The organism is Roseateles sp., from assembly GCF_036404855.1.
Lineage (GTDB): Bacteria > Pseudomonadota > Gammaproteobacteria > Burkholderiales > Burkholderiaceae_C > Pelomonas.
Window position 1 is genome coordinate 1 of the sequence record NZ_DASWYS010000220.1, and the last position, 26,502, is coordinate 26,502.

At 65.1% G+C, this 26,502-nt stretch carries 20 protein-coding genes; 15 read left to right on the forward strand and 5 right to left on the reverse strand.

Going from position 1 to position 26,502, the window contains the following annotated elements:
• The 4 genes from VGF12_RS14610 to VGF12_RS14625 all read left to right on the forward strand — a co-directional run.
• On the forward strand, window positions 1-242 hold a 242-nt coding region (locus VGF12_RS14610; RefSeq protein WP_331176770.1), incomplete at its 5' end, for a tyrosine-type recombinase/integrase.
• Entirely contained in the window at window positions 239-1,750 is a 1,512-nt protein-coding gene (locus VGF12_RS14615) for a hypothetical protein (protein ID WP_331176771.1), read from the forward strand. The genes VGF12_RS14610 and VGF12_RS14615, both read left to right, overlap by 4 nt.
• A gap of 91 nt (window positions 1,751-1,841) precedes the next feature.
• Window positions 1,842-3,023, forward strand: coding sequence for a class I SAM-dependent rRNA methyltransferase (locus VGF12_RS14620; RefSeq protein ID WP_331176772.1), 1,182 nt, complete (start codon window positions 1,842-1,844; stop codon window positions 3,021-3,023).
• A 160-nt stretch (window positions 3,024-3,183) separates the two neighbouring features.
• Window positions 3,184-4,332 (forward strand): trypsin-like serine protease, encoded by a 1,149-nt coding sequence (locus tag VGF12_RS14625; protein ID WP_331176773.1) that lies wholly within the window; start codon window positions 3,184-3,186, stop codon window positions 4,330-4,332.
• A 72-nt stretch (window positions 4,333-4,404) separates the two neighbouring features.
• On the opposite strand, the gene VGF12_RS14630 is transcribed toward VGF12_RS14625, so the two are convergent.
• Complete coding sequence (locus VGF12_RS14630; protein ID WP_331176774.1) at window positions 4,405-4,881, reverse strand: Lrp/AsnC family transcriptional regulator; 477 nt, start codon at window positions 4,879-4,881, stop codon at window positions 4,405-4,407.
• Window positions 4,882-5,009: 128 nt separating this feature from the next.
• On the opposite strand from VGF12_RS14630, the gene glmS reads away from it, so the two are divergent.
• Window positions 5,010-6,869: a glutamine--fructose-6-phosphate transaminase (isomerizing) gene (glmS, locus tag VGF12_RS14635; RefSeq protein ID WP_331176775.1), complete on the forward strand. Its 1,860-nt coding sequence runs from the start codon at window positions 5,010-5,012 to the stop codon at window positions 6,867-6,869.
• Window positions 6,870-7,068: 199 nt separating this feature from the next.
• On the opposite strand, the gene VGF12_RS14640 is transcribed toward glmS, so the two are convergent.
• The gene (locus tag VGF12_RS14640) at window positions 7,069-7,860 is read right to left on the reverse strand and encodes a hypothetical protein (protein WP_331176776.1); all 792 of its coding nucleotides are present in this window, start codon (window positions 7,858-7,860) and stop codon (window positions 7,069-7,071) included.
• Window positions 7,861-8,616: 756 nt separating this feature from the next.
• Between VGF12_RS14640 and VGF12_RS14645 the strand changes: the two genes are divergently transcribed.
• The 7 genes from VGF12_RS14645 (at window position 8,617) to VGF12_RS14675 (ending at window position 17,703) form a co-directional block, all read left to right on the forward strand.
• Entirely contained in the window at window positions 8,617-9,654 is a 1,038-nt protein-coding gene (locus VGF12_RS14645; RefSeq protein ID WP_331176777.1) for a family 43 glycosylhydrolase, read from the forward strand.
• Window positions 9,655-9,804: 150 nt separating this feature from the next.
• The gene (locus tag VGF12_RS14650; protein WP_331176778.1) at window positions 9,805-11,229 is read left to right on the forward strand and encodes an MFS transporter; all 1,425 of its coding nucleotides are present in this window, start codon (window positions 9,805-9,807) and stop codon (window positions 11,227-11,229) included.
• A 418-nt stretch (window positions 11,230-11,647) separates the two neighbouring features.
• Window positions 11,648-13,003 carry a glycoside hydrolase family 1 protein gene (locus VGF12_RS14655; RefSeq protein WP_331176779.1) on the forward strand — a complete coding sequence of 452 codons (1,356 nt, stop codon included), beginning with the start codon at window positions 11,648-11,650 and terminating at the stop codon, window positions 13,001-13,003.
• Complete coding sequence (locus VGF12_RS14660; protein WP_331176780.1) at window positions 13,000-14,748, forward strand: IlvD/Edd family dehydratase; 1,749 nt, start codon at window positions 13,000-13,002, stop codon at window positions 14,746-14,748. Before VGF12_RS14655 ends, VGF12_RS14660 begins: the two co-directional genes overlap by 4 nt.
• 55 nt (window positions 14,749-14,803) lie before the next feature.
• The gene (locus tag VGF12_RS14665; RefSeq protein WP_331176781.1) at window positions 14,804-15,649 is read left to right on the forward strand and encodes a fumarylacetoacetate hydrolase family protein; all 846 of its coding nucleotides are present in this window, start codon (window positions 14,804-14,806) and stop codon (window positions 15,647-15,649) included.
• 10 nt (window positions 15,650-15,659) lie between these two features.
• Window positions 15,660-16,412, forward strand: coding sequence for an SDR family NAD(P)-dependent oxidoreductase (locus VGF12_RS14670; RefSeq protein ID WP_331176782.1), 753 nt, complete (start codon window positions 15,660-15,662; stop codon window positions 16,410-16,412).
• Window positions 16,413-16,443: 31 nt separating this feature from the next.
• Window positions 16,444-17,703 (forward strand): serine hydrolase domain-containing protein, encoded by a 1,260-nt coding sequence (locus VGF12_RS14675; RefSeq protein WP_331176783.1) that lies wholly within the window; start codon window positions 16,444-16,446, stop codon window positions 17,701-17,703.
• An 11-nt stretch (window positions 17,704-17,714) separates the two neighbouring features.
• Here the strand turns inward: VGF12_RS14675 and VGF12_RS14680 are convergent, their stop codons facing one another.
• The gene (locus VGF12_RS14680; RefSeq protein WP_331176784.1) at window positions 17,715-18,863 is read right to left on the reverse strand and encodes an alpha-hydroxy acid oxidase; all 1,149 of its coding nucleotides are present in this window, start codon (window positions 18,861-18,863) and stop codon (window positions 17,715-17,717) included.
• A 57-nt stretch (window positions 18,864-18,920) separates the two neighbouring features.
• Window positions 18,921-20,414 carry a tannase/feruloyl esterase family alpha/beta hydrolase gene (locus tag VGF12_RS14685; RefSeq protein WP_331176785.1) on the reverse strand — a complete coding sequence of 498 codons (1,494 nt, stop codon included), beginning with the start codon at window positions 20,412-20,414 and terminating at the stop codon, window positions 18,921-18,923.
• A gap of 546 nt (window positions 20,415-20,960) precedes the next feature.
• Here VGF12_RS14685 and VGF12_RS14690 point away from each other — a divergent pair.
• From VGF12_RS14690 to VGF12_RS14700, 3 genes are all read left to right on the forward strand, one after another.
• Window positions 20,961-22,493, forward strand: coding sequence for a tannase/feruloyl esterase family alpha/beta hydrolase (locus VGF12_RS14690; RefSeq protein WP_331176786.1), 1,533 nt, complete (start codon window positions 20,961-20,963; stop codon window positions 22,491-22,493).
• A gap of 27 nt (window positions 22,494-22,520) precedes the next feature.
• Window positions 22,521-23,276, forward strand: a complete 756-nt coding sequence (locus tag VGF12_RS14695; RefSeq protein WP_331176787.1) for a Crp/Fnr family transcriptional regulator — start codon at window positions 22,521-22,523, stop codon at window positions 23,274-23,276.
• Window positions 23,277-23,423: 147 nt separating this feature from the next.
• Window positions 23,424-24,986, forward strand: a complete 1,563-nt coding sequence (locus VGF12_RS14700) for a tannase/feruloyl esterase family alpha/beta hydrolase (RefSeq protein WP_331176788.1) — start codon at window positions 23,424-23,426, stop codon at window positions 24,984-24,986.
• Between the two features lie 81 nt (window positions 24,987-25,067).
• On the opposite strand, the gene VGF12_RS14705 is transcribed toward VGF12_RS14700, so the two are convergent.
• Window positions 25,068-26,502, reverse strand: a 1,435-nt coding sequence (locus tag VGF12_RS14705; RefSeq protein WP_331176789.1) for a CocE/NonD family hydrolase, incomplete at its 5' end; no start/stop codon positions are given.

A 26,502-nucleotide genomic window follows, 5' to 3' on the forward strand; every position in this document is an offset into this window, starting at 1 on the left:
GCTCCGTGCTGCGGGCGATGCTGTCCACGCGAGCCCTGCAGGCCGGCATGTCGGCTCACGTGCACCCCCACATGCTGCGCCACAGCTTTGCCTCCCACCTGCTGCAATCCAGCGGCGACCTGCGTGCGGTGCAGGAGCTGCTGGGCCATGCCCACATCACCACGACCCAGGTCTACACCCAGCTGGACCACCAGCACCTGGCTCGCATCTACGACGCCGCTCACCCGCGCGCCAAAAAATGAGATTCCGACTTGCCGCGCTGGCGGCCTTGCTGCCGACGGCGGCCTGGGCCACGCCCGACGACGCCCCCTTCGTTCGCATCCAGACCGTGCGTCCGGCTGCGGTCGAGGCCAACTGGACCAGCATGAAGATGCCCGACGGCGGCCGCACGGCCTTCGCGTCGGTCAGCTACTTGATGGCGCTGGACGACGACTGGGGCTTCGGCCCCGGCTTCTACGGCGCGGCCAAGGGCAACTACGGCGGGATCTTCACCGTCGGCTTCACGGGCCAGCGGCGCTGGCGGCTGTCGAAGAACACGCATCTGGCGGCCAGCCTGTACGTCGGTGCCGGCGGCGGGTTGTCGAGCGAGCAGATGCGTTTCGGCGGCGGACTCATGCTCAGGCCCGAGCTGTCGCTGCGTACCGAGGCCGGCGCCTGGTACTCCGGCATTGGCATCTCGCAGATCCGCTTCCCGAGCGGGAACGTGAAGAGCGGCGTGGGCCTGGCGTTCACGCTGGGTCGGGCGATGGACTTCGCGAGCTTTTCGCCGGCCGACGCCGGCCAGCCGGGCCGCGCGACGCGGCGCACCGGCCTGAGCTTCGACGAGATCTCGCTGGTCGGTGGGTTCGAGAGCCCGCGCGCCTCCAGCCGCACCCGCGGCGACACCCCTTATGCGGGCAGGGTCGGCAAGGCCGGCGCGGACCTGCGCCAGTACATCGCCGAGGGCAGCTGGTGGGGCTTCGAGGCTGCCGGCGCCGCCAAGGGCGGCGTCGACGGCTACATGGAAGTGCTGGGCCAGATCGGCCAGGACTGGGCGCTGGGGTCGCCGCGTCTGCGCGCGGGCGGGCAACTGGGCCTCGGCCTGGGGGGCGGCGGCAACGTGGACACCGGCAACGGCTGGCTGCTGCGCGCCGGACCGACGCTGCGCTGGATCACACCCTGGGGGCCGAGCCTGCGCCTTGACGCCGGCCTCACCCACGCGCCCAGCGGTGCCTACAGCGCCAAGTTCCTCCGCCTCGCCCTGAGCATGCCGCTGGACCAGCGGCCGAGCTGGACGGTGGACGACGACGGCGGCGGCACCGTGCGCGTGCAACAGGTGGGTGCCAGCGTCATGCACCTGCCACGCGTGCGCTTCAAGGACGGGCGCCGCGAAGCCGTCAGCCACCTGGCCGTGAACCTGTCGCGTGAGTTCTCGCCCTGGCTCTACGGCGCGGCCCAGGCCGGCAGCGCGGCCGCGGGCAGCGCGGGCGCCTACTCCTTCGGCCTCTTCGGCCTGGGCGTGCAGAGCCGTCCGCTGTGGGGCGACATGCGCGTCGGCGCGGAATGGCTGGTGGGCGCTGCCGGCGGTGGCGGCGTGAAGGTCGGCGGCGGGGCCGTGACCCAGGCCGAGCTGTGGGCGCAACTGCCCGTCGGCGAGCGGCTGCGGTTGCGCGCTGGCGTCGGCCAGTTTCGCACCATGCGCGGCAGCGACCAGTCCACGCCCCTCGTCCACCTCGCGCTCAGCTACGCCTACGGGACCTTGCAGCGATGAAATACGGCTCCCTCTCCCTAGACCTCACCCCCGCACGGCCTGCGGCCCCGGTTCCCCGCGGCCGCGCGCATCCTCTGCGGGCGGCCCGGCGATGAAGAAGGTCACCATCCGGCCGGGTAAGGAACGCTCCCTCGTCAAGCGTCATCCCTGGGTGTTCGAGAGCTCCGTCGCGCGCGGTGGCGCCGACTCGGGCGAGACGGTTCGCGTGGAGGCGGCCGATGGGACCTTCCTGTGCTGGGCGGCCTTCAGCCCGCAGTCGCAGATCCGCCTGCGCGCCTGGACCTTCGACGAGGCGGAGCGCGTCGACGCGGCGTTCTTCCGGCGCCGCATCGACCAGGCCCTCGCGATGCGGGCGCGGCTCGAGATCGCGTCGGACGCGGTGCGCCTCATCCACGGCGAGGCCGACGGCCTGCCCGGCCTCATCGTGGACCGCTATGTCGACACGCTGGTCGCACAATTCACCAGCGCCGGCGTCGAGCGCTGGAAGGGAGTGATCGCCGACGCGCTGCTGGCCGCGACCGGCCTCACGCGGCTGTACGAGCGCTCCGACGCCCAAGCCCGCGAGTGGGAGGGCCTGCCGGTGCAGACAGGCTGGCTGCGCGGCGATGGCGGGACCGCGATCACCATCCGAGAGCACGACTGGCGCCTGACGCTGGACGTGGCCGAGGGCCACAAGACCGGCTACTACCTCGACCAGCGCGACAGCCGCCGCCGCTTTGCCGATGCGGTCAGGCAGTTCGGCTGCCGCAGCGTGCTGAACTGCTTCAGCTACACGGGAGGATTTTCGGTGGCGGCACTGGCGGGTGGCGCGGCCGAGGTCATCAGCGTGGACTCCTCCGGCCCGGCGCTGGAGCGCGCCGTGGCCCATGTCGCACTGAATGGCTTCGACGCCAGCCGCCACCAGGCCTGGGATGCCGACGTGAACGCGACGCTGCGCCGCTGCCTGGCCGAAGGCCGGCGCTTCGACGCCATCGTCCTGGATCCGCCCAAGTTCGCGCCCACGGCTGCCCACGCCGAGCGGGCCGCGCGCGCCTACAAGGACATCAACCGCCTGGCCTTCATGCTGCTGAATGACGGCGGCCTGCTCTACACCTTCTCCTGCTCCGGCGGCATCTCGCCCGATCTCTTTCACAAGATCGTCGCCGGCGCGGGTCTGGATGCGAGTGTGGACGGCTACATCGTCGAGCGCCTGTCCGCCGCGGCCGACCATCCGCAGACGGTGCGCTTCCCCGAGGGGGACTACCTGAAAGGCCTGGGCATCCTGCGACGCTAACGCTCGTCTAGCGCGGAAGCGCGAGGCTTGCCAGCCAGGGGAAGCGATCCCCCTGAAGTAGGGGGTCAGGGCCCGGTGTCTCGCCCGCATCGATGACAGCATCGCCCCCTCGCGGCCGAGGGAGGCTGCGCGAAGTCCAACTCCAACGCACGGGTCACCGATGAAGTCCATCCTCACCATCAGCGCTCTGTCCGCTGCACTGCTCGCGGCGCCCGCCGCGATGGCTGCCAGCTCCAATGTCGTCGACACCGATCTGGGCGCGCTGACGCCGACGACCGGCAATACCAGCGCCCCCTCCAACTGGCGCTTTGCACCGGGCCAGCTGTTCAATGGCGTGGCGGCACTGGATGGCATGGCCCTGCTCGAGTTCAAGGCCTCCGACGGCAGCACCTACGCCTGCTCGGGCTCGCTGCTGGCGGGCGGCGCCTATGTGCTGACGGCCGGTCACTGCGGCGACGATTTCGTCGGCACGATGACGGTGATGTTCGGCTTCTACAACGGCGTCGCCGCCGTCACCCGCACCGTCACGCAGAGCGACGTCACGCTGCATCCCAAGTGGCAGGGCTTTGACAACTCCGCCGACGCGGGCACCGACCTAGCCATCCTGAAGCTCAGTGCGCCGGTCACCACCATCCAGGGCTATCAGCTCAGCACGACCAACGACGTGGGCAAGAACTACCTGATGGCCGGCTACGGCACCTCGGGCACGGCCACGTCCACCGGTTCGCCGAACTGGAACGACGGCAACTACGGCCACTACGGCTACAACACCTTCGACGTGACCAGCAAGACCTTCAACCAGGCGATGGATAGCGTGGTGGCCGGTTGGGGTTATGACGCCAGCTACTACACCGGCACGACCTACATGTCGGACTTCGACAGTGGCACGGCGGCCAACAATACGCTGGGCCGCATTGCCGGTGTGACGGGCAACGCCTGGACGAGTAACACCGGCCTGGGGGCCAACGAGGCCTTGATCGCCGGTGGCGACTCGGGTGGTGGCGACTTCGTCTGGGATGCGGCTTCGGGCCAGTGGCTGCTGAGCGCCGTCCACTCCTGGGGCTGGCAGGGCAATCAGAACGACGGGACCGGTGCCTGCGATTTCGTCGGTCTGACCGGTTGCGACACGCGGCGCAACAACTCCAGCAGCTACGGCGACCTGTCCGGCTCGACCGCCGTGTTCGACCAGGTGGCCTGGATCAACTCGGTGACCAACCCCACCGTGCCGGTGCCCGAGCCCGAGAGCTACGCGCTGATGCTGATCGGCCTGGGCCTCGTCGCCGGCATCGCACGTCGCCGCCGCGCATAAGGCCGGGGAATCCCAGCGACGAAAGCGGCCTTCGGGCCGCTTTTTCGTTGGGTGTCCGCGGTCCGTGCGGTGTCAGCGGGCGTCGGGCAGGCTCAGCCGCGTGTCGAACTTGGCCCGCTTCACGCTGAAGAAGGCCTTGATGTTGCGCACGTTGGCCTCCTGGGTCAGCAGGCGCTGGGTGAGGGCGTGATAGGCCGGCATGTCGGCCACCTGCACGACGAGGACGAAGTCCGGGCCCGGCGAGACGCGCCAGCATTGCTGCACCGCCGCCTCCTGCACGGCGCGAGCCTCGAAGGCGTCCAGGTGCTCGGCGCCCTGACGGTCCAGCGTGATTTCCAGTAGCGCGGAGAGGCCGGCGCCGAGTTTGTCCGCCGACAGGATGGCCACGCGGCGCTCGATGATGCCGGCCTCTATGAGGCGTTTGACCCGCCTCAGGCAGGTGGCCGGCGACACCGCCACTCGCGCGGCGAGATCCTGGTTGCTCAGCGAGGCGTCCACCTGCAGCGCATCCAGCAGCCGCAGATCGATGGCGTCGAATTCGTCATTCATGGCGCGAAAGTGAGAGCAAATTTCAATTTGAATGATGGGGGAAATTTTCCATCATCAGAGCATGAAATTTGCACGCATATGCCATGCCGGCTTGCCTAGGATGCGCCACCCCTCAACGGAGAGCATCCATGTGCGGCATCGTCGGCGCGGTCAGTCAGCGCAACATCGTTCCCATCCTCGTCGAGGGCCTGAAGCGCCTCGAGTACCGTGGCTATGACTCCTGCGGCGTCGCCGTGCACCAGGACGGTGGCCTGCGACGCGCCCGCAGCACTTCGCGCGTGGCCGAGCTGCAGGCCCAGGCGGACCAGGACGGTATCTCCGCGGGTACCGGCATTGCCCACACCCGCTGGGCCACGCATGGCGCGCCTGCGGTGCACAACGCCCATCCCCATTTCTCCGCCGGCCCGAACGCTGGCACGGACAGCATCGGCCGCATCGCGCTGGTGCACAACGGCATCATCGAGAACCATGACGAGTTGCGCGCCGAATTGAAGGCGCGCGGTTACCCGTTCGCCAGCCAGACCGACACCGAGGTCATCGCCCACCTCATCGACCACCTCTACGACGGCGACCTGCTGGACGCTGTGCAGCAGGCGCTGCCGCGCCTGAAGGGCGCCTATGCGGTGGCGGTGTTCTGCCGCGACGAGCCGCATCGCGTCGTCGCCGCGCGCGAAGGCTCGCCGCTGGTGCTGGGCGTGGGTGAGCAAGAGAATTTTGTCGCCTCCGACGCCATGGCGCTGGCCGGCGTGACGGACCAGATCGTCTACCTGGAGGAGGGCGACGTCGTCGACCTGCAACTGGGCCGTTACTGGATCAGCCGCCAGGACACGACCACCGGCCGCTATGGCGCCGTGCAGCGCGAGGTCAAGACCGTGCACGCCCACAGTGGCGCCGCCGAGCTGGGCCCCTACCGCCACTACATGCAAAAGGAGATTTTCGAGCAGCCGGTGGCGATCGCCAACACGCTGGATGCGGTGACCGGCATCTCGCCCGAGCTCTTCGGCGACGGCGCTTACCGCGTCTTCAAGGAGATCGACAACGTTCTCATCCTGGCCTGCGGCACCAGCTACTACTCGGGCTCCACGGCCAAGTATTGGCTGGAGAGCATCGCCAAGATCCCGACCTCGGTCGAGATCGCCAGCGAGTACCGCTACCGCGACAGCGTGCCCGACCCGAAGACGCTGGTCGTCACCATCAGCCAGAGCGGCGAGACGGCCGACACCATCGCCGCGCTCAAACATGCCCGCTCGCTGGGCATGAAGCACACGCTGACCATCTGCAACGTGGCGACCAGTGCCATGGTGCGCGAGTGCGAACTGGCCTACATCACCCGCGCTGGCGCCGAGATCGGGGTGGCCTCCACCAAGGCCTTCACGACCCAGCTCGTCGGCCTCTTCCTGCTGACCCTGGCCCTGGCTCAGACGCGCGACCAGCTCAGCGAGGCCGAGGAGGCTGCGCACCTCAAGGCGCTGCGCCACCTGCCCGTGGCGGTACAGGCCGTGCTGGCGCTGGAGCCCCAGGTCATCGCGTGGAGCGAAGAATTTGCGCGCAAGGAAAACGCGCTCTTCCTGGGGCGTGGCCTGCACTACCCGATCGCGCTGGAGGGCGCACTGAAGCTCAAGGAGATCAGCTACATCCACGCCGAGGCCTACCCGGCCGGCGAGTTGAAGCATGGCCCGCTGGCGCTCGTCACGGCCGAGATGCCGGTGGTGACCGTGGCGCCCAACGATGCGCTGCTGGAGAAGCTCAAGAGCAACATGCAGGAAGTCCGCGCACGCGGTGGACAGCTCTACGTGTTCGCCGACGGCGACACGGCCATCGAGAGCGAGGCCGGTCTGCACGTCATCCGCATGCCTGAGCACTACGGCGCGCTGTCACCGATCCTGCACGTCGTGCCGCTGCAGTTGCTGGCGTATCACACGGCCTGCGCGCGGGGCACGGACGTCGACAAGCCGCGCAACCTGGCTAAATCGGTCACCGTAGAGTGAACTGCCCGGCGTGACTTGACTCTGATCGTATAAACAAAGACTGTCAGCGGAAAACAAAGACTGTCAGCCTTTGCCTGAGTCGTTCGCAATGATTTGGCATCGTCCATCACAGCGTTGCCGTGATGGACGAGCCCATGTCGGCGAACGGACTGCAGTCAACGTGAACGATAGTCGATCAATTGAACGGCGCGGAATCCAATCAGGCAGAGCTCGGGATCACGCGTTCAATGACGGTCACCCCAAGCTGGGCAGCCAACGCGCGGTACGTTGTTGGGAGTTCTCGCTCTAGAACCAGCACGACATGGATCTCGGGCAAGGCACCTGGAGAATCGATGCGAGCCTGGGCCTCAAGGACGGCGCGGTACTTTACGACCTGGTATATGCCTCGCTCATAGTCGGCGGTGTTCCCATCGGAGACTCTGGACTTCACTTCTACTCCGATCCAGGTCCGATCCGAGATAAACATCACATCCAACTCGTCTGCCGAGCGCAGGGCGTACTCGACCCTGGCATCCCAGTCAGCTCGCGCACCAACCAACTCGGGGTGATCCCGCACGTAGTGCTTCAGCGCCAAGTGGGCTTCTGACTCCCCTCCGCCCCAACCACCTGGAACGGGCTTTCCATTCGAGCTGATTGGTGGCTCGATCACTGGCAGGCCCGCGAGGCGCAACACCTCGTTCCATCGGCTACCGTAGGCGAGGATGCGCTGAAACTCGGCAGCGAGCTTTGCTCGCTTCTCGTCCCGGGACATCGTGTCGTACCCAGGCCAAACCCCACTCACCCCTTTGTCGGGTAAGCCGGCATTTGGGCCGCTCGACAGTACGACGATGCTCGTAAGAAACGGCGGTGGCTCAGTCAAGCGGCTGCGAATGCCGTCAATCAGCTCGGTCACCCGACCCAATACGAAGCCCAGACCTCTCGCCCAAGGATCGCCGTGCCTGTTCCGCCGGCCAAGGAGTTCAGCGAGGCGGCGGTACGTGATCGGCGGCATGACGCCGTCTTGCTGCTGAAGCACATGTGCTACGAGTATTGGCAGGGCCATACCTGTCCGGGTCAGCTACCGAGACCATAAGACAGCCCGTCCGCGCGTCTCGATGGGCCATGTACTTCTTTACCAACTGGTCGTCGATGGTGTCGCATAGCACGCGCGCGGATCTATCCTTCTCGCCGATCTTCAGTTCAATGGTCGCTTGGTACCCCGAAACGGACCGAAGACGAATGTCGGTCTCCTTGCCATCAGCGGTCACCGCTTCCTGATCAACTGTGTAGGCTTCCCGCGACGCAACTTCCAGTTCTCGTGCAATCAATGGCCGCAGCGTGTTCTCGTCGTCGATCGACGCCCAACATCGAGCCGACACAACTCGTGCTGCAAGGCGGCGATGCGAACAAGTTGGCGGACAACGCCGCTGGCGTCATCGTCGCTGACCGCGAGAAGCTTAGGCGTTTGCACCGCGTTGGGTGAGCTGGCATCCACCCGGCTTGGCGGCATCGATTCGCAGTCGGTGGCCGGGTTACGCGAGAGGCTGCACCGGGACTTACCCATCTGCCTATCTCCACGCCTGCGCCGTTCCGCCGCTGCAGTCGCCAGCGCGGCCTGAGCATTAGCCAAACGAATGGGTGTCAGTAGGAGCGGTCGGTGTTCATCTCAGGCCTGCTGGGGTCCAATCGATGGCAGCTGTCGCGATGGACGCGGTCGTGCTAACTATCACCGGACAGAAGACAGATGTTTCGCCCAGGAAAAACATGGTTGGACACGACCGGCAAGCCGATCGCGATCCACGGAGGTTCGGTCATCCAAGTCGGTGACGAGTTTTTCTGGTACGGCGAGAACAAGGAGCGCACGACCGGGCAGGATGAGATCTGGCACTGGGGCGTGAAGTGCTACTCGTCCCGGGATCTCTACCACTGGGAGGATCGTGGCCTCATCATTCCGCCGGAGCCGGAGGATCGCGCGTCGCCGCTGCATCCGGCGCGGATGATGGATCGCCCGCACATCGTCTTCAACGCGCGAACCGGCAAGTACGTTTGTTGGATCAAGGTCATGGGCCAGTCGGCCCAGACGCGCGCGGTGCTGGTGGCTGACTCGCTTCTTGGCCCGTACCAGTTGCTGCGTGCGGATCAGTTGCCGCTAGGCATGAGCGCAGGTGACTTCGACGTCGTCGTGGACCCGGCAACGCGCAAGGGCTACATGGTGTTCGAGCGCGTGCATTCGGACATGATCTGGGCCGAGTTGACCGAGGACTTCACCGACTTCAACGGCGAGTTCTCGACGCACTTCCCGCGTCCGGGCGTGCCGTCGGTCCGCGAGGCCCCCGCGTACTTCAGCCGCAATGGCAAGCACTACCTGCTGACATCCGGGACCACGCACTATTTCCCTAATCCCTCGGAGGCTGCGGTCGCTGACGACTTTCACGGCCCCTGGACGGAACTGGGCGACCTGCATCCCACGGATACAACGCGGACGTCCTTCAACTCCCAGATCAGCGCAGTCTTCAAGCACCCCGGCAAGCGGGACCTCTACATCGCCATCGCAGACCGCTGGCTGGATCTGTCAGGGCCAGAGTTCGAAAGCGGCGCACTGTTCGCGCAGGTGTGGCGCATCTTCGAGAAGGCGTTCGCCAGCCCCAAGCAGGAGCTAAACGACGAAGAGCAGCAGCTAGCGCGGCGGTTGTTCGCAACGATGAACACGTCTGTCTCCGGCCATGTGTGGCTACCGCTGCGGTTCGACGGTGATCGGCCATTCATCGAGTGGCGGCCCGAGTGGAGCCTGGACGAGTTCGAGTGAGAAACGCGCGGCGGATTACCCGTTGCTTTTGGCACGCGGGTATGTCCCCACCCGGAAAACGTCCATTTGGGTGGTTTTGATGCAATCATTCCCTGCGGGGCACAACCGGCGTGACGGCCGGAACCAGATACAGAGACAACTGGAGTATTCATGACAGTCGCCCAAACCCAGATGGAGCCCGGCGCAGCGGCGCCGGATCGCTCCGACAAGTACACCCCTGGCTCGGCCTTCCGCCGCTACAAGATTGCGATGCCTCTGGCCGTGCTGGCGGTGGTGGCGGCCCTTGGCGGGGTGTCTTCCATCATCTTCCCGCTGCAGATCCAGAAGCTCGAATTCGCGCAGTTCTTCGTCGGCGCCGACGCCGGTATCGATCTCAAGCAGTTGTCGGACCTGAAGGCAGCGGTCGCTGCTGGCACGACGGTACCCACGGCGGATCAATCCCGCCTCATAGGCATCCTGAACGAGTACGAGGCGGCGCGGGCCAAGGCTCTTTCGCTAGGGATGACCATCGTGTTCGCACTGACGATGCTGGTTCAGCCCATCGTCGGCGCACTTTCGGACCGCACCCGCTCGGGCTGGGGGCGGCGCGCGCCCTGGATTGCTGCTGGCGGTGTGCTGGGCGCGGCCATGATCGTGCTGCTGCGCTACTCCGAAACGGTAGGCATGCTCATCGCCATGTTCGCGATGGTCCAGATCGCGATCAGCTTGGCGCAGGGGCCGTTGAACACGACGGTGGCTGACCGTGTGCCCCAGGAAAAGCTCGCCGTCATCTCGACGCTGAACGGGCTGGGCCTCATGTTGGGCGCGCTGGTGGGAGCCTTGGTCACTGGGCAGCTGTACGCACGGATGGGGGTGGATGCTGCACTGCCCTTGGCAGTCACTCTGGTGGTGATGACCTTTGCCTTCATCTTCATCGCACCTGACCGTTCCTCCGTCAATCATCACGCGCCCAAGGTGTCTCCCTGGGCCATGTTTCCGTCACTGTTCGTGTCGCTGAAGGATCGCGACTTTGCGCTGGTGTGGACCGCGCGGGCGATCTTCATGCTGGGCTGGCAACTGACGGGCACCTTCAGCGTCTACATGCTCCAAAGCTACATTCAGCCGACGCTGACTGCTGCGGAAGCCGCCAAGATGGGGCCGCTGATGGGCGCGGTCTCCCTGCCCGCCACGCTGATCGCGATGGGCATTGCCGGCAAGCTGTCCGACAAGTGGAAGAAGCGCAAGGTCTTCGTCATCATCGGTTCGTTCGGCATGGCGTCGTCCTTCCTGGTTCCCGCATTCTGGCCGGCGCTGCCGGCCCTGTTCATCCAGCACGCCATCGCCGGGATTTCGATGGGGCTCTACTACGCGATCGACACCGCGCTGATGATCGAAGTGCTTCCTGACAAGGACGGTGCTGCTGGACGCGATCTCGGCATGACGAACGTGTCCACGACCTTGGGCATGACGCTGGGCCCCATCGTGGCCGGCCAGGTCGTCGCGCTGACGGGGTCCTACCAACTGGTGTGGATCGTCGGCTCGGTCTTGGTGGCCTTGGCGGCGGTGCTGATCCTGCCTGTGCGACGCGCGAACTGAAGTCACAGATACGGAGTCAGAGGCCAGCAAAGCGTCCGGTGAGGCCGGGCTTTGCTGGCCTCGTCCTTTTGTGATGACCCTTCGAAAAGTGCGTGCGGCTTTGCCTGAAGAGCGGGATAAGTTTGACTAATGCGTCGCTGGGAAAGCGCCGCTTGCGCCGCACGAACTGGCAAATGCGCCGTTGAGGGCGGTGGAAGGCTCGGTTGCGCGCGCCCGCGTGCCGGCTGCGTCCCGGTGTACCGAGTGAAACCCGAATAGGCGAGCCTCGCTGCAGCAGTCGGCTGCGCTGCCGACCGCACGTGCAAGCACCCTACGCCGTCGATAGGCAGCTTCGGAAAATTTCCATCAACCCTGAGGCCGCCTTTCACTCGCGCGATGAGACGGCAGCGGCCATCCCGAACTTCCTTCTGATCGACACATGCAACGAACCTTTCCTTCCGACTTCCTCTGGGGTGTTGCCACGTCCGCCCATCAGGTGGAGGGCAACAACACGAACGCAGATCTGTGGCTGGAGGAGCAGATCCCGGGCTCGCCGTTCGTCGAGCCTTCCGGTATCGCGCTCGACCAGTGGAACCTCTACAAGGCCGACATCGAACTGCTCGCGTCTCTGGGGCTGAAGTGCTATCGCTTCTCCATCGAGTGGGCCCGCATCGAGCCGGGCCCGGACGAATGGAGCGACGAGGCGCTGAACCACTACCTCGATGTCTGTGACGAGTGCATCCGCCATGGCATGGAGCCCGTCATCACGCTGCACCACTTCACGTCGCCGCAGTGGCTGATGCGTTACGGCGGCTGGCGTGGCGACGAGACGCCGCAGCTGTTCGCGCGCTATGTCGAGAAGGTGATAGCCAAGCTGGGGCATCGGGTGCGCTACGTCGTGACGATGAACGAGTGCAACATCGCGGCCGTGCTGCACGACTATGTGCAGCAGCTCATCGCCAAGGGCGACAAGGTCGCCATCGAAAAGCTCTCCAACAACGCTTGGCGCCGCGTGGCGGCGGAGCGCTGCGGCGTTGAGGAATCGCAGTACTGCAGCTTCATCGGTGCCATGGACCCCAAGGGCGTCGAGACGGTGAAGTCGGCGCATCGCGCTGCGCGGGCCGTCATCCGCCGCCTGGCGCCGCACATCAAGGTGGGCTTCTCGTTGTCCTTGCAACAGGCCCAGGTTCGTCCTGGCGCGGAGAAATACGCGCTGGACGCCTGGCAGCGCAAGTTCCGCCAATGGCTTCCGCTCATTGCCGACGACGATTTCGTCTCGACGCAGACCTACACGCGCACCATCTATGACGTGGAGGGCAAGTACCACGTGCCGGCGGGCTCTCCGACGACGCTGATGAAGTTCGAGTTCGCACCAGAGGCGCTGGCGGAAGTCCTGCGCACCATCGCCAGCGAAGTCGACAAGCCCATCCTCATCAGCGAGAACGGCGCCCCGGTGGCCGACGACAAGGATCGCGTCGAGTTCATCGGTCGTGCGCTGGCTGGTGTGCACCAGTGCGTTGCGGATGGCATCAAGGTGCTGGGCTACTTCTACTGGTCAGGCTTCGACAACTTCGAGTGGTACTTCGGCTACCACATGCGCTTCGGCATCATCGCGGTTGATCGGGCGACGATGAAGCGCACGCCCAAGGAGAGCGCCTACTACCTGGGCGCCATCGCCCGCACGGGCATGCTGCCCGACGAGGCCCTCGTGAAGCCTCAGCCGGACGCTGCCCGGGAACTGCGCGACATCCTCAAGGCGGAGCGCCAGCGGCAGGACGAGGGGACACAAGCGTGAGTCAAGGCAAGCGCAAGCTCCGCTCGTCTCACTGGTACGGCGGCACGGACAAGAACAGCTTCATCCACCGCGGCTGGATGCGCGGTCAGGGCATTGCATCGCACCAGTTCGAAGGCAAGCCCATCATCGGCATATGCAACACGTTCAGCGAGCTGACACCGTGCAATGCGCATTTCCGTCAACTCGCCGAACACGTGAAGCGAGGCGTGATCGAGGCCGGCGGCTTCCCCCTGGAGTTCCCGGTCTTCAGCAACGGTGAGTCCAACCTGCGCCCCACGGCCATGCTGACGCGCAACCTGGCCAGCATGGACGTGGAGGAGGCGATACGCGGCAATCCCGTCGATGGCGTGATCCTGCTGACTGGCTGCGACAAGACGACGCCGGCGCTGCTGATGGGCGCGGCGAGCTGCGATCTACCTTCGCTCGTGGTGTCCGGTGGACCGATGCTCAATGGGCGCCACAAAGGCGGGCAAGTGGGGTCGGGCACCGGCGTGTGGCAGCTTTCCGAGCAGCTAAAGGCCGGGTCTATCACGGTCCATGACTTCATGGCGGCTGAGGAGGACATGACCCGCTCGGCCGGCCACTGCAACACCATGGGAACGGCCAGCACGATGGCCTGCATGGCCGAGGCGCTGGGCGTGACGCTCCCGCACAACGCGGCGATCCCTGCAGTCGATTCGCGCCGCAGCGTGCTGGCCCATATGAGCGGCATGCGCATCGTGCAGATGGTGTGGGACGACTTCCGCTTGTCGCGGCTGCTGACCCGGGCCGCCTTCTGCAACGCTATCCGCGCCATTGCCGCCATCGGCGGCAGTACGAACGCCGTCATTCACCTGAAAGCCATCGCAGGCCGCATCGGTGTGCAGCTGGATCTCGATGACTGGACGCGCTGGGGCCGTGGCGTGCCCACGCTGCTCAACCTGATGCCTTCGGGGAAGTTCCTGATGGAGGACTTCTTCTACGCAGGTGGCCTTCCCGCCGTGCTGAGACGCCTGGGAGAGGCAGAGTTGCTGCCGTTCCCCGACATCCTCACGGCCAACGGTCAGACGCTATGGAACAACGTCAAGGATGCGCCCATCCACGATGAACAGGTGATCCGTTCGACGGAACAGCCCGTGGCTGCGGATGGCGGGCTGTGCGTGCTGCGGGGCAATCTCGCGCCGCGGGGCGCCGTTCTCAAGCCGTCTGCCGCGACGCCTGGCCTGCTCAAGCATCGTGGTCGCGCCGTGGTGTTCGAGAACTTCGCGCACTACAAGGCACGCATCGACGAGCCCGACCTGGACGTGGACGCGCAGTCCGTGCTGGTGTTGAAGAACTGCGGCCCGCTGGGCTATCCCGGCATGGCCGAGGTCGGCAACATGGGCTTGCCGTCCAAGCTGTTGGCCCAGGGAGTGACCGACATGGTGCGCATCAGTGACGCGCGCATGAGCGGTACCGCCTACGGGACGGTGGTGCTGCACGTGACCCCCGAGGCACGCGCTGGCGGACCCTTGGCCGCAGTGCGTGATGGCGACTGGATCGAGATCGACGCGATGGGTGGTCGCCTGCATCTGGACATCTCCGACGAGGAGTTGCAGCGTCGATTGTCGGAACTCGAAACGCAGCGGAATTCGAGCCGCTTGCCGGTTCCTTCCAGTGGCTACAAGGGCCTGTACCTGAAGCATGTGCTTCAGGCCGACGAGGGCTGTGACTTCGACTTCCTGGTTGGCTGCCGTGGCGCCGACGTGCCCGACCACTCACATTGAACGCCGGCCGATGCGGTCGGCCTGCCACCCCGAAATTCCCAAGGAGATTTGAACCATGAAACTCATGCGCATTGGCGCGCCGGGTCAGGAACGCCCCGCGCTACTGGACAGCAACGGCATCCTCCGTGACCTGTCCGGCGTCGTCCCGGACATCGCCGGTGACACCCTGCTCCCCGAAGGACTGCAGGCACTGCGTGCGCTGGACGTGTCCTCACTGCCTGTATTGCCGGCGGAGCGTCGCATCGGCCCCTGTGTCGGCAAGATCGGCAAGTTCATCTGCATTGGCCTGAACTACTCTGACCATGCAGCCGAGTCAGGCATGCCCATTCCGGCGGAACCCATTGTGTTCAGCAAGTGGCTGTCCTCGGTCGTCGGACCCAACGACGACGTGAAGATCCCGCGTGGCTCGCAGAAGACTGACTGGGAGGTCGAGCTGGGTGTCGTCATCGGCAAGGGCGGCTCCTACATCAGCGAGGCCGACGCGCTGAAGCATGTGGCTGGCTACTGCGTCATCAACGACGTCTCCGAGCGCAGCTACCAGTTGGAGCGCGGCGGCAGCTGGGACAAGGGCAAGGGCTGCGACACCTTCGGTCCCATCGGCCCGTGGCTGGTCACGGCCGACGAAGTGGTGGACCCGCACGCGCTGGACATGTGGCTGGAGGTCGATGGTCACCGCTACCAGAACGGCAGCACGCGTCACATGATCTTCAAGGTGCCGCAGTTGATCGCCTACCTCAGCCAGTTCATGAGCCTGCAGCCGGGTGACGTGATCTCCACCGGCACGCCGCCTGGCGTGGGCATGGGCATCAAGCCCACGCCGGTATTTCTGCGTGCAGGCCAGCGCATGCGGCTGGGCATCCAGGGGCTGGGCGAACAGACGCAGCTGACTGTCGCGGCCTGAAGGAGCGGACATGAACAGTTATGACTTCAAGGACCGTGTGGTCGTCGTCACCGGCGGTGCTGGCGGCTTCGGCAAGGCGATCGCCGCCAGGCTGCTTGAAAGCGGCGCGCAGGTGGAGCTCTGGGACATCAATGCCGAGGCTCTGGAAGCGGCCAACCAGGAACTGGCCGGCGGTGCCCGCGTCGGCGTGTGTGCCATCGACCTGACCGACAACGGTGCTGTGCATGCCGCCGTGAAGGAAGTGATGACCAGGCGCGGCCGAATCGATGGCCTGGTGCACAGCGCAGGCATCACAGGTCCCACCATGCCGCTTGCCGACTATCCGGTCGCCGACTGGGAGCGCGTGATCCAGACCAACCTGGTGAGCACCTTCCACGTGAACCAGGCTGTGGTCAAGGTGATGATCGCCGCAGGCTACGGGCGCATCGTCAACGTGGCTTCCATTGCGGCCAAGGAAGGCAACCCCAATGCCTCGGCCTATGGTGCCGCGAAAGCGGGCGTGCTCGCGCTGACGAAGAGCCTGGGCAAGGAAACCGCGACGCTGGACATCGCGGTCAATGCCATCACGCCTGCGGCCGCCCGCACCAAGCTTTTCGACCAGATGCCGCAGTCCCAGATCGACTACATGCTGGCCAAGATCCCGCGTGGGCGCTTCGTCGAGGTCGATGAGGTGGTGTCCATGACCTGCTGGTTGCTGTCGCAGGAGAACTCCTGCGCGACCGGTGCGGTGTTCGACCTGTCCGCTGGCCGGGCTACCTACTAGTCCCCGCCCGGCGAAAGACTTGGAGGAGCTGATGTCCGAGCGCTTGAGCGCCGAGGAGGCGCAAGGCAGTGGCAAGTTCTCATCGAACTCATTCCTCTGGCAGCTCCGGGCCGCAGCCGACGCGGGATTGTCCCAAGCCGGGCTGGATGCCCTGCGGGCGAGACTGCAGGCGCAGATCGACGAAGGCCGGATCCTTGGCACCGTCACGGCAGTGGCGAGAAGGAATCAACTGGTCTTCCACGAGGCGCAGGGGTGGCGCGATCCGCTCTCGCTGCATCCACTGCCTGTGGATGGCCTGTTCCGCATGATGTCTTCTACCAAGTCGGTGACCGCAGTCGCTGTGTTGGTGATGCAGGACGAAGGCCGGCTCGACATTGACGACCCGGTCAGCCGCTTCATCCCGAGCTTCAAGGCGCAGCGTGTGGCCATCGCGCCGCCCGGCACAACAGACCCGGACAGGGTCCAGCTCGTCGCCGCGAAGCGTGAACTGACGATCAAGGACCTGCTCACGCACACCGGCGGCCTGTCCTCCAGCAGCATGGCTGGCCTGACGTCGGTGGCCGCGTTGGTGAACAAGGTGGAGCGCCGCAGCGACGACACGCTGGCAAGCTATGTTGAGCGCCTCGGTGCACTGGCGCTGGATTTCGAACCAGGCAGCCGCTGGGCCTATTCGGCGACGGATGGCTTCGACACGCTGCTTCGCGTCGTCGAGGTCGCTGGGGGTCAGCCTGCAGAAGTGGTGCTGGCCGAGCGCATCTTCCAGCCACTGGGCATGCGCGACACCCATTTCAATGTTCCGGACGACAAGCGCGAACGCATCGTTCCGCTGCACACCTGCGCGGGTGATGCATGGCAGGCTATTCCTTCTATGTTCGGCGACGGTCCGTACTCCCACGTCTCTGGCGCGGGCAACCTGTTCAGCACGGCGCGGGACTTCCTGCACTACGAGCTGATGCTGCTGAACCAAGGTTCGCTGAATGGTCGCCGCGTCCTGAGCCCGGAGGGCGTGAGGCTGTTGTCCAGCAACCAGGTGGGATCACGCTTTGCCGAGGTCTATCCTGACTGGACAGGTGGCCATGGATTTGGCCTGGGCGTGGCGGTGGTGGAAGATCCTGCGAAAGGCATGGGACGCGCAGCGGGCAGCTTTGGCTGGGGCGGCGCCTATGGCACGGTCACCTGGTGCGACCCAGCGCAGGAGATGGCGGTTGTGTCCATGGTGCAGCAGCCGGGAGCGAACCTGATGAGCCAGATCGGACCGGCACTGCAGCAGGCCCAGGTCGCAGAGACTTGAGCCGCGAGGGCTCACACTCTGAATCTCAGGTTTTCCCGCGATAGTTCCGCCACCGACTTGCAGCCCATCAGCTTCATGCCGCGAACGACTTCGTCGCGCAGCAGGCCGAGCGCGCGTTCAACGCCGGCCTGACCAGCAGCGGCGAGCGGGTACAGGTAGCCGCGACCGATGCCCACTGCCTTGGCGCCTAGCGACAGCGCCTTGAGCACGTGGCTGCCTCGCTGGACGCCGCCGTCCATCATCACGTCGATGCGGTCGCCGACCGCGTCGACGACTTCGGACAGTTGATCGAATGCCGAGCGCGATCCGTCGAGCTGTCGGCCGCCATGGTTGGAAAGCACGATGCCGTTGCAGCCGATGTCTGCTGCCCGACGCGCGTCGCCAACCGACATGACACCCTTCAGGCAGAAGGGGCCGTCCCACAGCCTCACCATTTCCTCGACGTCACCCCAGTTCATGGCCGGATCCAGCATCTCGGAGAAGTAGCGGCCGATGGACATGGTTCCGCGACCCATATCGACGTGGGCATCCAGCTGCGGCAGCTTGAAGCGCTCATGCGTCACGTAGTTCAACCCCCAGGCTGGTTTGAGTGCGAACTGAAGCATGCCGGCCAGCGTCAACCTGAAGGGAATGGAGAAACCCGTGCGCAGGTCGCGCTCGCGGTTGCCGCCCGTGATGCTGTCCACGGTCAGCATCATCACATTGACGCCGGCAGCCTTTGCCCGCTGGAGCATGTCGCGATTCAGCCCACGATCCTTGTGAAAGTAGAACTGGTAGATCTGAGGCGTCGCGTGCAGGCGGCGCAGCTCCTCCAGGCTCACCGTGCCGAGCGACGACACGCCGAACATCGTGCCATGCCCCGCAGCGGCTGCGGCGACGGCGCGTTCGCCCTGATGATGGAACAGGCGCTGCAAGGCCGTCGGTGAGCAGTAGAACGGCAGAGCGAGCTTCTGGCCCATTACCGTGACTGAGGTGTCCACTTCGCTGACGCCTCGCAGCACATCGGGGACGAGGTCGCAGCTCTCGAACGCCGCCGTGTTGCGGCGGTACGTGGTCTCGTCGTCGGCCGCACCGTCGATGTAGTTGAAGATGGGGCCGGGAAGACGACGGCGTGCCAGTTCTCTGAAGTCCTGGAAGTTGTGGCAATGGCGCAGTTGCATGAAGTCGAGACGGGAGGTCGGAAATCTGGAGCGTGCTGGCGCGACGAGTACGGGTGCTCAAGGAGCAGCCGGCGCCTCGCAGCTGAAGCTGTCGGCGATGTCGATGGAGCCTTTGCCATCCCAGCGTGCAAGCTTGGGCCAGGGGCACAGAGGCCGGCTGCGCTGCAGCTTGGCCGGCAGCCCCAGTGGTGGAGCCTGGTCGTTGTCGTACTTAGACGCGACGATGCGCTCCGGGGCAACGCCGCTCTCCATCCATTGGTCCAGCGCTGCAACGGGATCGAAGACGTTCGGGCCTGGCCCGCCGCCGCAGTGCCCCATGCCTGGTGCCATGAAAAGACGCGAGCGCAGGGAGGCGGCCTCGCCATGTCGGCCGCGCAGCTTGTCGTAGTAGTCGATGGTGTTCATCGCAGGCAGTGCAGCGTCGGCCCAGCCGTGGTAGAGCAGCAGCTTGTTGTCGCGCTTGAAGAAGGCGCTCATGTCCAGCTCGTTGGAGTTGATGAGGGCTGACAGCTTCTGGCGCGCACGCGCCAGGTCGGCGTCCAGGTCCAGCTTCTCCGACTTCCAGGAAGAGTCGCCGAACACCATCCAGCGGAAGAAGTCCGTGGAGATCATGCCGCCGCCGGTCATGCTCTTGACGGTGCCGACCAAAGGCAGGGCAGGGCCGGTGATCCACAGGCTCCAGCCTTCGACGTACTCGCTGCCGGGGCTGAAGCCGCGGGAGAACTGCGTTCCATCGCGCAGCCTGGGCCCCTGGTAGATCGCACGGACCGCGTCAACCTCCGTCTTGGAGAGGCACTGCTTGCCGTCGTCGTCCTTGCATTGCAGCGGTGCCGGATCAAAGGTGCATGCTGCGGGGTTCTCGATCAGCCCGTCCTTGACGCCGTCCAGCGCGTCACACTTGGCCAACACCGCGTTGTGAAGGGCGCGCAGCTTGTCTTCCAGCAGCTTGGTCTGCGCGGCCTGGCGGTTGTTCCAGGCCCCTTGAGACATGAGGTCCGTGAACGCGGCAGCAGGTGCCCCTGCAACGATGCCGTCGTAGTCGTCGGGGTATCGGCCAGCCTGCATCAGGGCCTCCCGCCCACCGTCGGAGCAGCCGTGGAAATAGGAACGCTTGGGCTGCTGACCTGTGTATCGCGCCAGCAGTTCCTTGCCCGCCACTGCGGTCAGGTGGTTCGCGCGATGGGCCCAGTCCTTGAGCTTGATCGGGTCCTCATGGGCCCATTTGGCGTTCGTCGTGGCAAGCAACTTCGGGAAGCTCGCGCCGTGCCCCATGTCGGTCGCGGCGACCGCGTATCCGCTTCGCAGTGGCGGGACCATGTGCATCGCCGGAATGACGCCGCCATAGCCGCCGTTGCCGAGGCCTACGAACTTGCCGTTCCACGATTTGGGCTCGGGCAACCAGACCTCCGAATGGATCTCCGACCCCGGCTCAGAAGCGAGCTTGGCGGTGACGCGGCAGAACGCGAAGGGCGCGGCAGGGTTCGATTTCGCGCCCTCCAGCGACAACTCCTCGCCCGCCTTCACGGACTTCGCCTCCAACACGATGCCCATGCTCAGTTTCGCGCCTGACAGTGCTGCGCATGCGGGGAGTGACGCGCTCGGAGCTTCTGAACGCGCGCATGCGCCCAGGAAGATCAAGGACAGCGCGGGCAGGACGGGGGACAACTTCTTCACATGCATTCCAATGGGCTGCTGATGACGGGAATCATCGGCAGAGCCTTGCCGGCCGGGAAGGGGAGCTTCACGCAATTGGGGTGCGCGCCTCGCATACGTCGCGCCTGTGTCGCGATGATTGGCGGCCCAGGGTTTCCATCAAGATCAAACACGCCGTGTTCCAGCCATGACGGGCCGCCCCTGCGGCTCGCCTCGTTCAACGGCGTCCGCTTATGGGGTGCAGCAGGAGGGCTAATCCAGGTTTGATCGACAAGGGATGAACGCCTGCTGCCCTTCCTCCTGCCCCTTCCCCTCGAGCGACGCGCCGGGTTTCTACGCAAGACCCGCAGGGAAACGGCATGGGGGCAACGGCGCCTTTCTCGCTGCGCTGATCAAGAGGATCACGGTGGCAGTGTCAGGCCGCTGCTTGGGACACTGCCGGCAATGATCGCGACGGCTTTGCATTCATCCATGACCTGTCCGTCAACGCCTTTGACGGCCGGCCGCGTTCGACTGCGAGGCGCGGTCGGCGTGATGCTGGTGTGGGCAAGCCTGATTCCGGCTCACGCGCAGCAAGGTAGTGGGACCGGGAACGACTGCGGTGCGTTGGTGGGCTTGCGGCCTGATGCGGGCACCGTGACGCACGCGGAGCGCGTCGCCAAAGGGCGCAAGCTGGGGGGCTTTCTGAGTGAGGAAAGCGCGGCGGGATTTTGTCGCGCAAGCTTGAGTCTCAAGCCCACATCGGCTTCCGACATACGGGCCGAGCTGTGGCTGCCTGAGGCCTGGAACGGCAAGTTGCTGACGCATGGTGGGGGCGGCTTCTCAGGCGGGTTGGGGCCCGGTGAGGCCGTTATGAATGCCACGACCGGCCGAGGCTACGCGTCGGCCACCAGCGACCTGGGGCACCGCGTCAGCGCGACCGCACGCTGGGCCCATCAACAGCCTGAAAAGGTGATCGACTTTGGCCATCGTGCCAACCACGTGTTGGCGAAGGCGGCCAAGCAAGTCATCCAAGCCTTCTACAAGCGGCCTGCGCAACGTGCCTATTTCCAGGGCTGTTCCGGTGGCGGGCGCGAAGCGTTGGCCGAGGTGTCGCGGTATCCGAAGGACTACGACGGCGTGATTGCCGGCGCGCCGGCCATCAGCTTCAGCCAGATCATGACGCAGATCCTCTGGAACGAGCAGTTATGGGCCACTGCGCCGCGTTTGCGGTCCAAGCTGCCGGCACTTAGCAAGCGGGTTCTGGATGCTTGCGATGCGCTGGACGGGGTCCGCGACGGCGTGCTGGAGAACCCCATGCAGTGCCGCTTTGATCCCGCGCGAATGCAGTGCAAGACCTTCGACACGGCAGGCTGCCTTAGCGGCGCCGAGGTGAGCGCGCTTCGCAAGTTTTACGAGGGCCCTCGGCTCAAGAACGGCGAACACTTGATCGCCGGACCGGCGCTGGGCAGCGAAGGTGCGGGGTGGGTTATCGCCGGCTTCATGAACAGCGTGGGCGGCCCGGAGTACTACCGTTGGCTGGTCCATGGTGACCCGGCCTGGAGGGTGTCCGACTTCGAGCTGGACCGTGACTATGCGCGTGCGCGATCAACGGCCAGCACCATCGTGAACGCCGACGAACCGAACATTGCGCCCTTCATGCAGCGCGGCGGCAAGCTGATCCTGTATCACGGCTGGGCTGACGGTCTGATCTCGCCCTACAGCACGATTCGGTACCACGACAGGTTGCGCGGCGAGGTCGGCGCCGGGCTCGACGACGGTGTGAGGCTATTCATGGTTCCCGGGTTGCAGCACTGCGCGGAAGGCATCGACCTTCTGCCGGAGCTCGAAGCTTGGGTTGAGCATGGCAAGGCACCGGAACACGCCGTTTCGAAGGCAAAGCCCGGAGCGACGCGCAGGCTCTGCCCCTGGCCTCAGACCTCACGCTACCTCGGCCGCGGCTCGGCGTCCGACGCGTCGAACTTCGCGTGTTCCTGAGCCATACGAGTCAGACCCGGAAGTGTGATGAAGCGGTTGCATGCCCCTCTATCCGCAGTCCTCGAAGACGTCGGTTGGCTCCGTGCCGTTCCAGAGGAACTACGCGCGAGCGTCGAGGCCGAAATAACCGAGGCGTGGTACCGCTCGGGCTGTGTCGTCGCGCATCGTGGCGAGCCTGCGCATTCCTGGATCGGTGTCGTCGATGGCCTCGTCAAGGTCAGCTCGGTTGCCCGCACGGGGCGCACGGTCTTCTTCTCCGCCATTCCAGAGGGCTGCTGGGTTGGCGAAGGTTCGATGATCAAACAAGAGGCGAGACGGTACGACATCGTGGCCATGCGCGATACCCGCGTCCTGCACCTGCCCGCATCAACGTTCCGCTGGCTCCAGCAGTCCTGTCTCGACTTCAACAAGATCCTGGTGGAGCGGCTCAATGCGCGGCTGTCGCAGGCCCTGAGCATGGTGGAGACCGACAGGATGGGCGACCCGCTCGCCCGCATTGCCCGCACCATTGCGGCACTTTTCGATCCGGTTCTCTACCCCCGCCGACAGCTCGGGCTGCAACTGTCTCAGGCAGAGATATCGGAGCTGGTGGGTCTGTCTCGGTCAACGATCAGCATCGGCCTGCGCCTGCTGCAGAACGAGGGGCTGCTGTCCACGCACTACGGAAAGATCGTCGTTCACAGGATCGCTGAATTGCGACGTTATGAAGGAGAAGAAGGGCGCCGCTCGCTGCGGCGCGCGCCCAAAGCGGCACGTGTACCTCCGACAGGCGACAAGGTTTGACCGCGCCTTGGGTATGCCCGTGCCTTGAATGTTGTCCCGCATGCAGTCTCGCAAACAAGCGACTGCTGCAATGGTTGACTCGGCTTCCCATGCAGGACGCGACTGTCTGAGGGCTCAGCCGAGACCCAATCCATACAGGAGACAACCATGACGTTTCATTCGAACGCCCGTGCTACGGCGCGTGCGGTTCCCCCTCTGAAGCTCGGACGCCTGGCCGCGCTGATCGCCCTTGGCGGCATGGCCGCGCATGCAGGCGCGCAGACCATTCCTGGACCGGCAAACTGCGCCGCCCTGGTCGGCATGCAGGTCGAGTCCGGTACGGTGGTTGCTGCAGAGCGCTTCGCCCAGGGGGCCACCATTGCGGGCACCGCCAACCTGTTCGGCGGCGATGCAACGACCACCGTTTCCACCAACTTCTGCCGTGTGAAGCTGCAGCTCAAGCCGACACCGAGTTCGCTCATCAACGTCGAAGCCTGGCTGCCCGAGACCTGGAACGGCAAGATGTTCGGCTATGGCGGGGGCGGCCAGAATGGTGGGCTGGGGCAGAGCGCAGCGCTGATGAATGCGAGTGCGAAGAACGGCTATGCATCGGCAACCAGCGACGTGGGGCATGCGACCAACAGCTCTGCCGAATGGGCCTACAACCAACCCGAGAAGATCATCGACTGGGGGCATCGGGCCAATCACCTCGTTGCCGTCACCGCCAAGCAGTTGATGAATGCCTTCTACCAGCGGCCGGTCCAGCGCGCCTACTTCCAGGGCTGCTCAGGTGGTGGCCGCGAAGCCATGATGCAGGTCAGCCGTTACCCGGCGGACTACGACGGCGTGATTGCCGGCGCGCCCGCCATGGATTGGGGCCCCTTGATGTCGATGCACATCTGGACCGAACAGATCCGGCAGTCGGTGCCCTGGCTCGGCACCAAGTTCTCCGCGATCAAGGCCGCCGTGATGAAGGCTTGCGACAAAAACGACGGGGTTCAAGATGGCGTCATCGAGAACCCCAAGGCCTGCAAGTTCGACCCTGTGGTGCTGCAGTGCACGATCTTCGATACCAACTCGTGCCTGAACAAGTCCGAGGTGGCAGCCATGCGCAAGTTGTACGAAGGTCCGAAGCTGACAACGGGCGAGTTGCTCATTCCCGGCTACTCGGTCGGGACAGAAACCAGCTGGGGGATCTCGCACTTTTTGAACATGCTGGGCGGCGGGCCGGAGTACTACAAGTGGATGGTCTACAACGATCCCTCCTGGACGACGGCCGGCTTCTACCTGGACGTCGATGTGGTCAACTCCCGCGCGCGCGTCGAACCGAACGTCAACTCCAGCAATCCGGACATCGGCGCCTTCATTCAGCGCGGCGGCAAGCTCCTCATGCATCACGGCTGGTCGGACTCGGTGATCCCATCTGAGAACACTGTTCGCTACTACGACAAGCTGCGCAGCCGCTTCCCGTCGATTGCGAACAATGCGCGCTTGTTCATGGTGCCCGGTGCAGAGCATTGCGCGATCGGCTTTGACCCCGCGCCGGTTCTGGAGAAGTGGGTAGAACAAGGCCAGGCGCCGGAACGGCTGATCAACACGGTCACGACATCCACGCTGTTTGGAACCACCACCACGACGCATCCTCTGTGCGCTTGGCCAAAGGTTGCGAAGTACAACGGCACGGGTTCTACGACCGACGCCGCAAATTTCACCTGCGCCGATCCTCAGTAACGGCCTTCAAGAAAGAAGGGCCACCTGGAGGTGGCCCTTTGTCGCGAAGAGCCGTGCCGAGCAGCGGCACGTCTGTCCAAACTATTTCAGAGGCAATTCCAGCGTTCCTCCAAAGACCGTTTGCTGCGCTACCACTGGCGTCGCCACCGCGCTCCACAAGCCCGCCTTGTTGGGATGGGGGAAGAAGGCGGGCGCGTTGGATGACGACACGTCCAGACGCAGCCTGGAGCCTGCCTTCAGCTGCCACATGATGGGAGTGAGGTCGAAGACCATCTCCACCTTTTCGCCTGGCGCATAGGCGACGCGTCGCGTTGTGCCGTTGCGCATGCTCACGCTGCTGATGTCGTCTCGGATGTTGTACACGCGACCGTCGGCGAAGTGCTCCGACACCCGCACGGTGAAGGCCGTGTCTGCCGCATCGCTGGCAACGCTCAGGCGCACCCGCATTGCACCGTCCAGCAACTGTGCTTCGTTGAAGGGCGCCGTGGTGAACGAGAGAACGTCGGATCGGCTGCACAAATCGTTGCCCTGTGATTCCACGGCATCGCTGAGCAGCAGGAAGGCGCCGCCGCGGCTCGGGACGGGATTGCGGGGGTCGTAGGCGTAGTGCACAGGCGGCTCATCTGCAGGTGCGATCCCACTCAGAGCCCCGCCATCACACTGCCTTGAAGCCGCCAGGTTGGTCAGATGCAGTGCACGGGACGCGCTGGCCTCGGGCCAGCGTGCGAAGTGGCGCCAGCTGTTGCTGCCGTGGACGAAGACGTTCACGCCGGGCTTCAAGCGATCAGGCAGCGGGCTATCCTTCAGGTGATGGTCGAACCACGCGAGCGTGTCGGCGTAATCCTGCAGGTAAGAACCCTCAATCTCAGGATCGGGGCGGCCGCCATGGTTGCCGGGGCCAATCATCATCACGCTGCGATCCCGCGTCGGCAGCTCCTCATAGGTCTGCAGCATGCCCGGTAGGAAAAAGTCGTTGGCATAGCCGATCATCAGCACGGGCACCTTCACCTTGCGGTGCGCTTCGCGCATTGCCACGTAGGCCGGCGACTGCCAGTAGGCATCGTCCTTGTCCGGGTGGCTGATGTAGTCGCTGTAAGGCTTCCACCCCAGCTTGAACTGCGAGGGATCAACGCCTTGCGCCGGGAAGTGGCCCGCTACCTGGGAGGTCCAGCGGCTGCCCGACAGCAGCGTGCCGAGGATGGACAGGCCCTGGCTGTGCATCCACCGGCCGCTGACGCCTTCGTTGAACATGCCATTGCGGTAGGCAAGCTGGTAGACATCGCCGTGTGCCACCGTGGGCACGAACGTCCTGACCTCTGGCGGGAGCGCGTCAGACATGGCCCATTGCACGACGCCGAGGTAGGAACCACCGTGCAGGGCAAGTTTGCCGTTCTGCCAGGGCTGCTTCAGGACCCAGGCGATCAGGTCGAGCCCGTCATTGCGTTCATCGACGAATGGATACCAGGTGCCCTGGGAGGGCCCGCGACCGCGGACCTCCTGGTAGACGCAGCCGTAC

Bases quoted from the DNA above. Each gene is read 5' to 3' on its own strand.
- VGF12_RS14640 (WP_331176776.1), bottom strand. From the start codon at position 7,860: ATGCCGCCGATCACGTACCGCCGCCTCGCTGAACTCCTTGGCCGGCGG.
- VGF12_RS14685 (WP_331176785.1), bottom strand. From the start codon at position 20,414: ATGGGCATCGTGTTGGAGGCGAAGTCCGTGAAGGCGGGCGAGGAGTTG.
- VGF12_RS14655 (WP_331176779.1), top strand. From the start codon at position 11,648: ATGCAACGAACCTTTCCTTCCGACTTCCTCTGGGGTGTTGCCACGTCC.
- VGF12_RS14625 (WP_331176773.1), top strand. From the start codon at position 3,184: ATGAAGTCCATCCTCACCATCAGCGCTCTGTCCGCTGCACTGCTCGCG.
- VGF12_RS14675 (WP_331176783.1), top strand. From the start codon at position 16,444: ATGTCCGAGCGCTTGAGCGCCGAGGAGGCGCAAGGCAGTGGCAAGTTC.
- VGF12_RS14615 (WP_331176771.1), top strand. From the start codon at position 239: ATGAGATTCCGACTTGCCGCGCTGGCGGCCTTGCTGCCGACGGCGGCC.
- VGF12_RS14630 (WP_331176774.1), bottom strand. From the start codon at position 4,881: ATGAATGACGAATTCGACGCCATCGATCTGCGGCTGCTGGATGCGCTG.
- VGF12_RS14695 (WP_331176787.1), top strand. From the start codon at position 22,521: ATGAAGCGGTTGCATGCCCCTCTATCCGCAGTCCTCGAAGACGTCGGT.
- VGF12_RS14665 (WP_331176781.1), top strand. From the start codon at position 14,804: ATGAAACTCATGCGCATTGGCGCGCCGGGTCAGGAACGCCCCGCGCTA.
- VGF12_RS14650 (WP_331176778.1), top strand. From the start codon at position 9,805: ATGACAGTCGCCCAAACCCAGATGGAGCCCGGCGCAGCGGCGCCGGAT.
- VGF12_RS14700 (WP_331176788.1), top strand. From the start codon at position 23,424: ATGACGTTTCATTCGAACGCCCGTGCTACGGCGCGTGCGGTTCCCCCT.
- glmS (WP_331176775.1), top strand. From the start codon at position 5,010: ATGTGCGGCATCGTCGGCGCGGTCAGTCAGCGCAACATCGTTCCCATC.
- VGF12_RS14680 (WP_331176784.1), bottom strand. From the start codon at position 18,863: ATGCAACTGCGCCATTGCCACAACTTCCAGGACTTCAGAGAACTGGCA.
- VGF12_RS14690 (WP_331176786.1), top strand. From the start codon at position 20,961: ATGATCGCGACGGCTTTGCATTCATCCATGACCTGTCCGTCAACGCCT.
- VGF12_RS14670 (WP_331176782.1), top strand. From the start codon at position 15,660: ATGAACAGTTATGACTTCAAGGACCGTGTGGTCGTCGTCACCGGCGGT.
- VGF12_RS14620 (WP_331176772.1), top strand. From the start codon at position 1,842: ATGAAGAAGGTCACCATCCGGCCGGGTAAGGAACGCTCCCTCGTCAAG.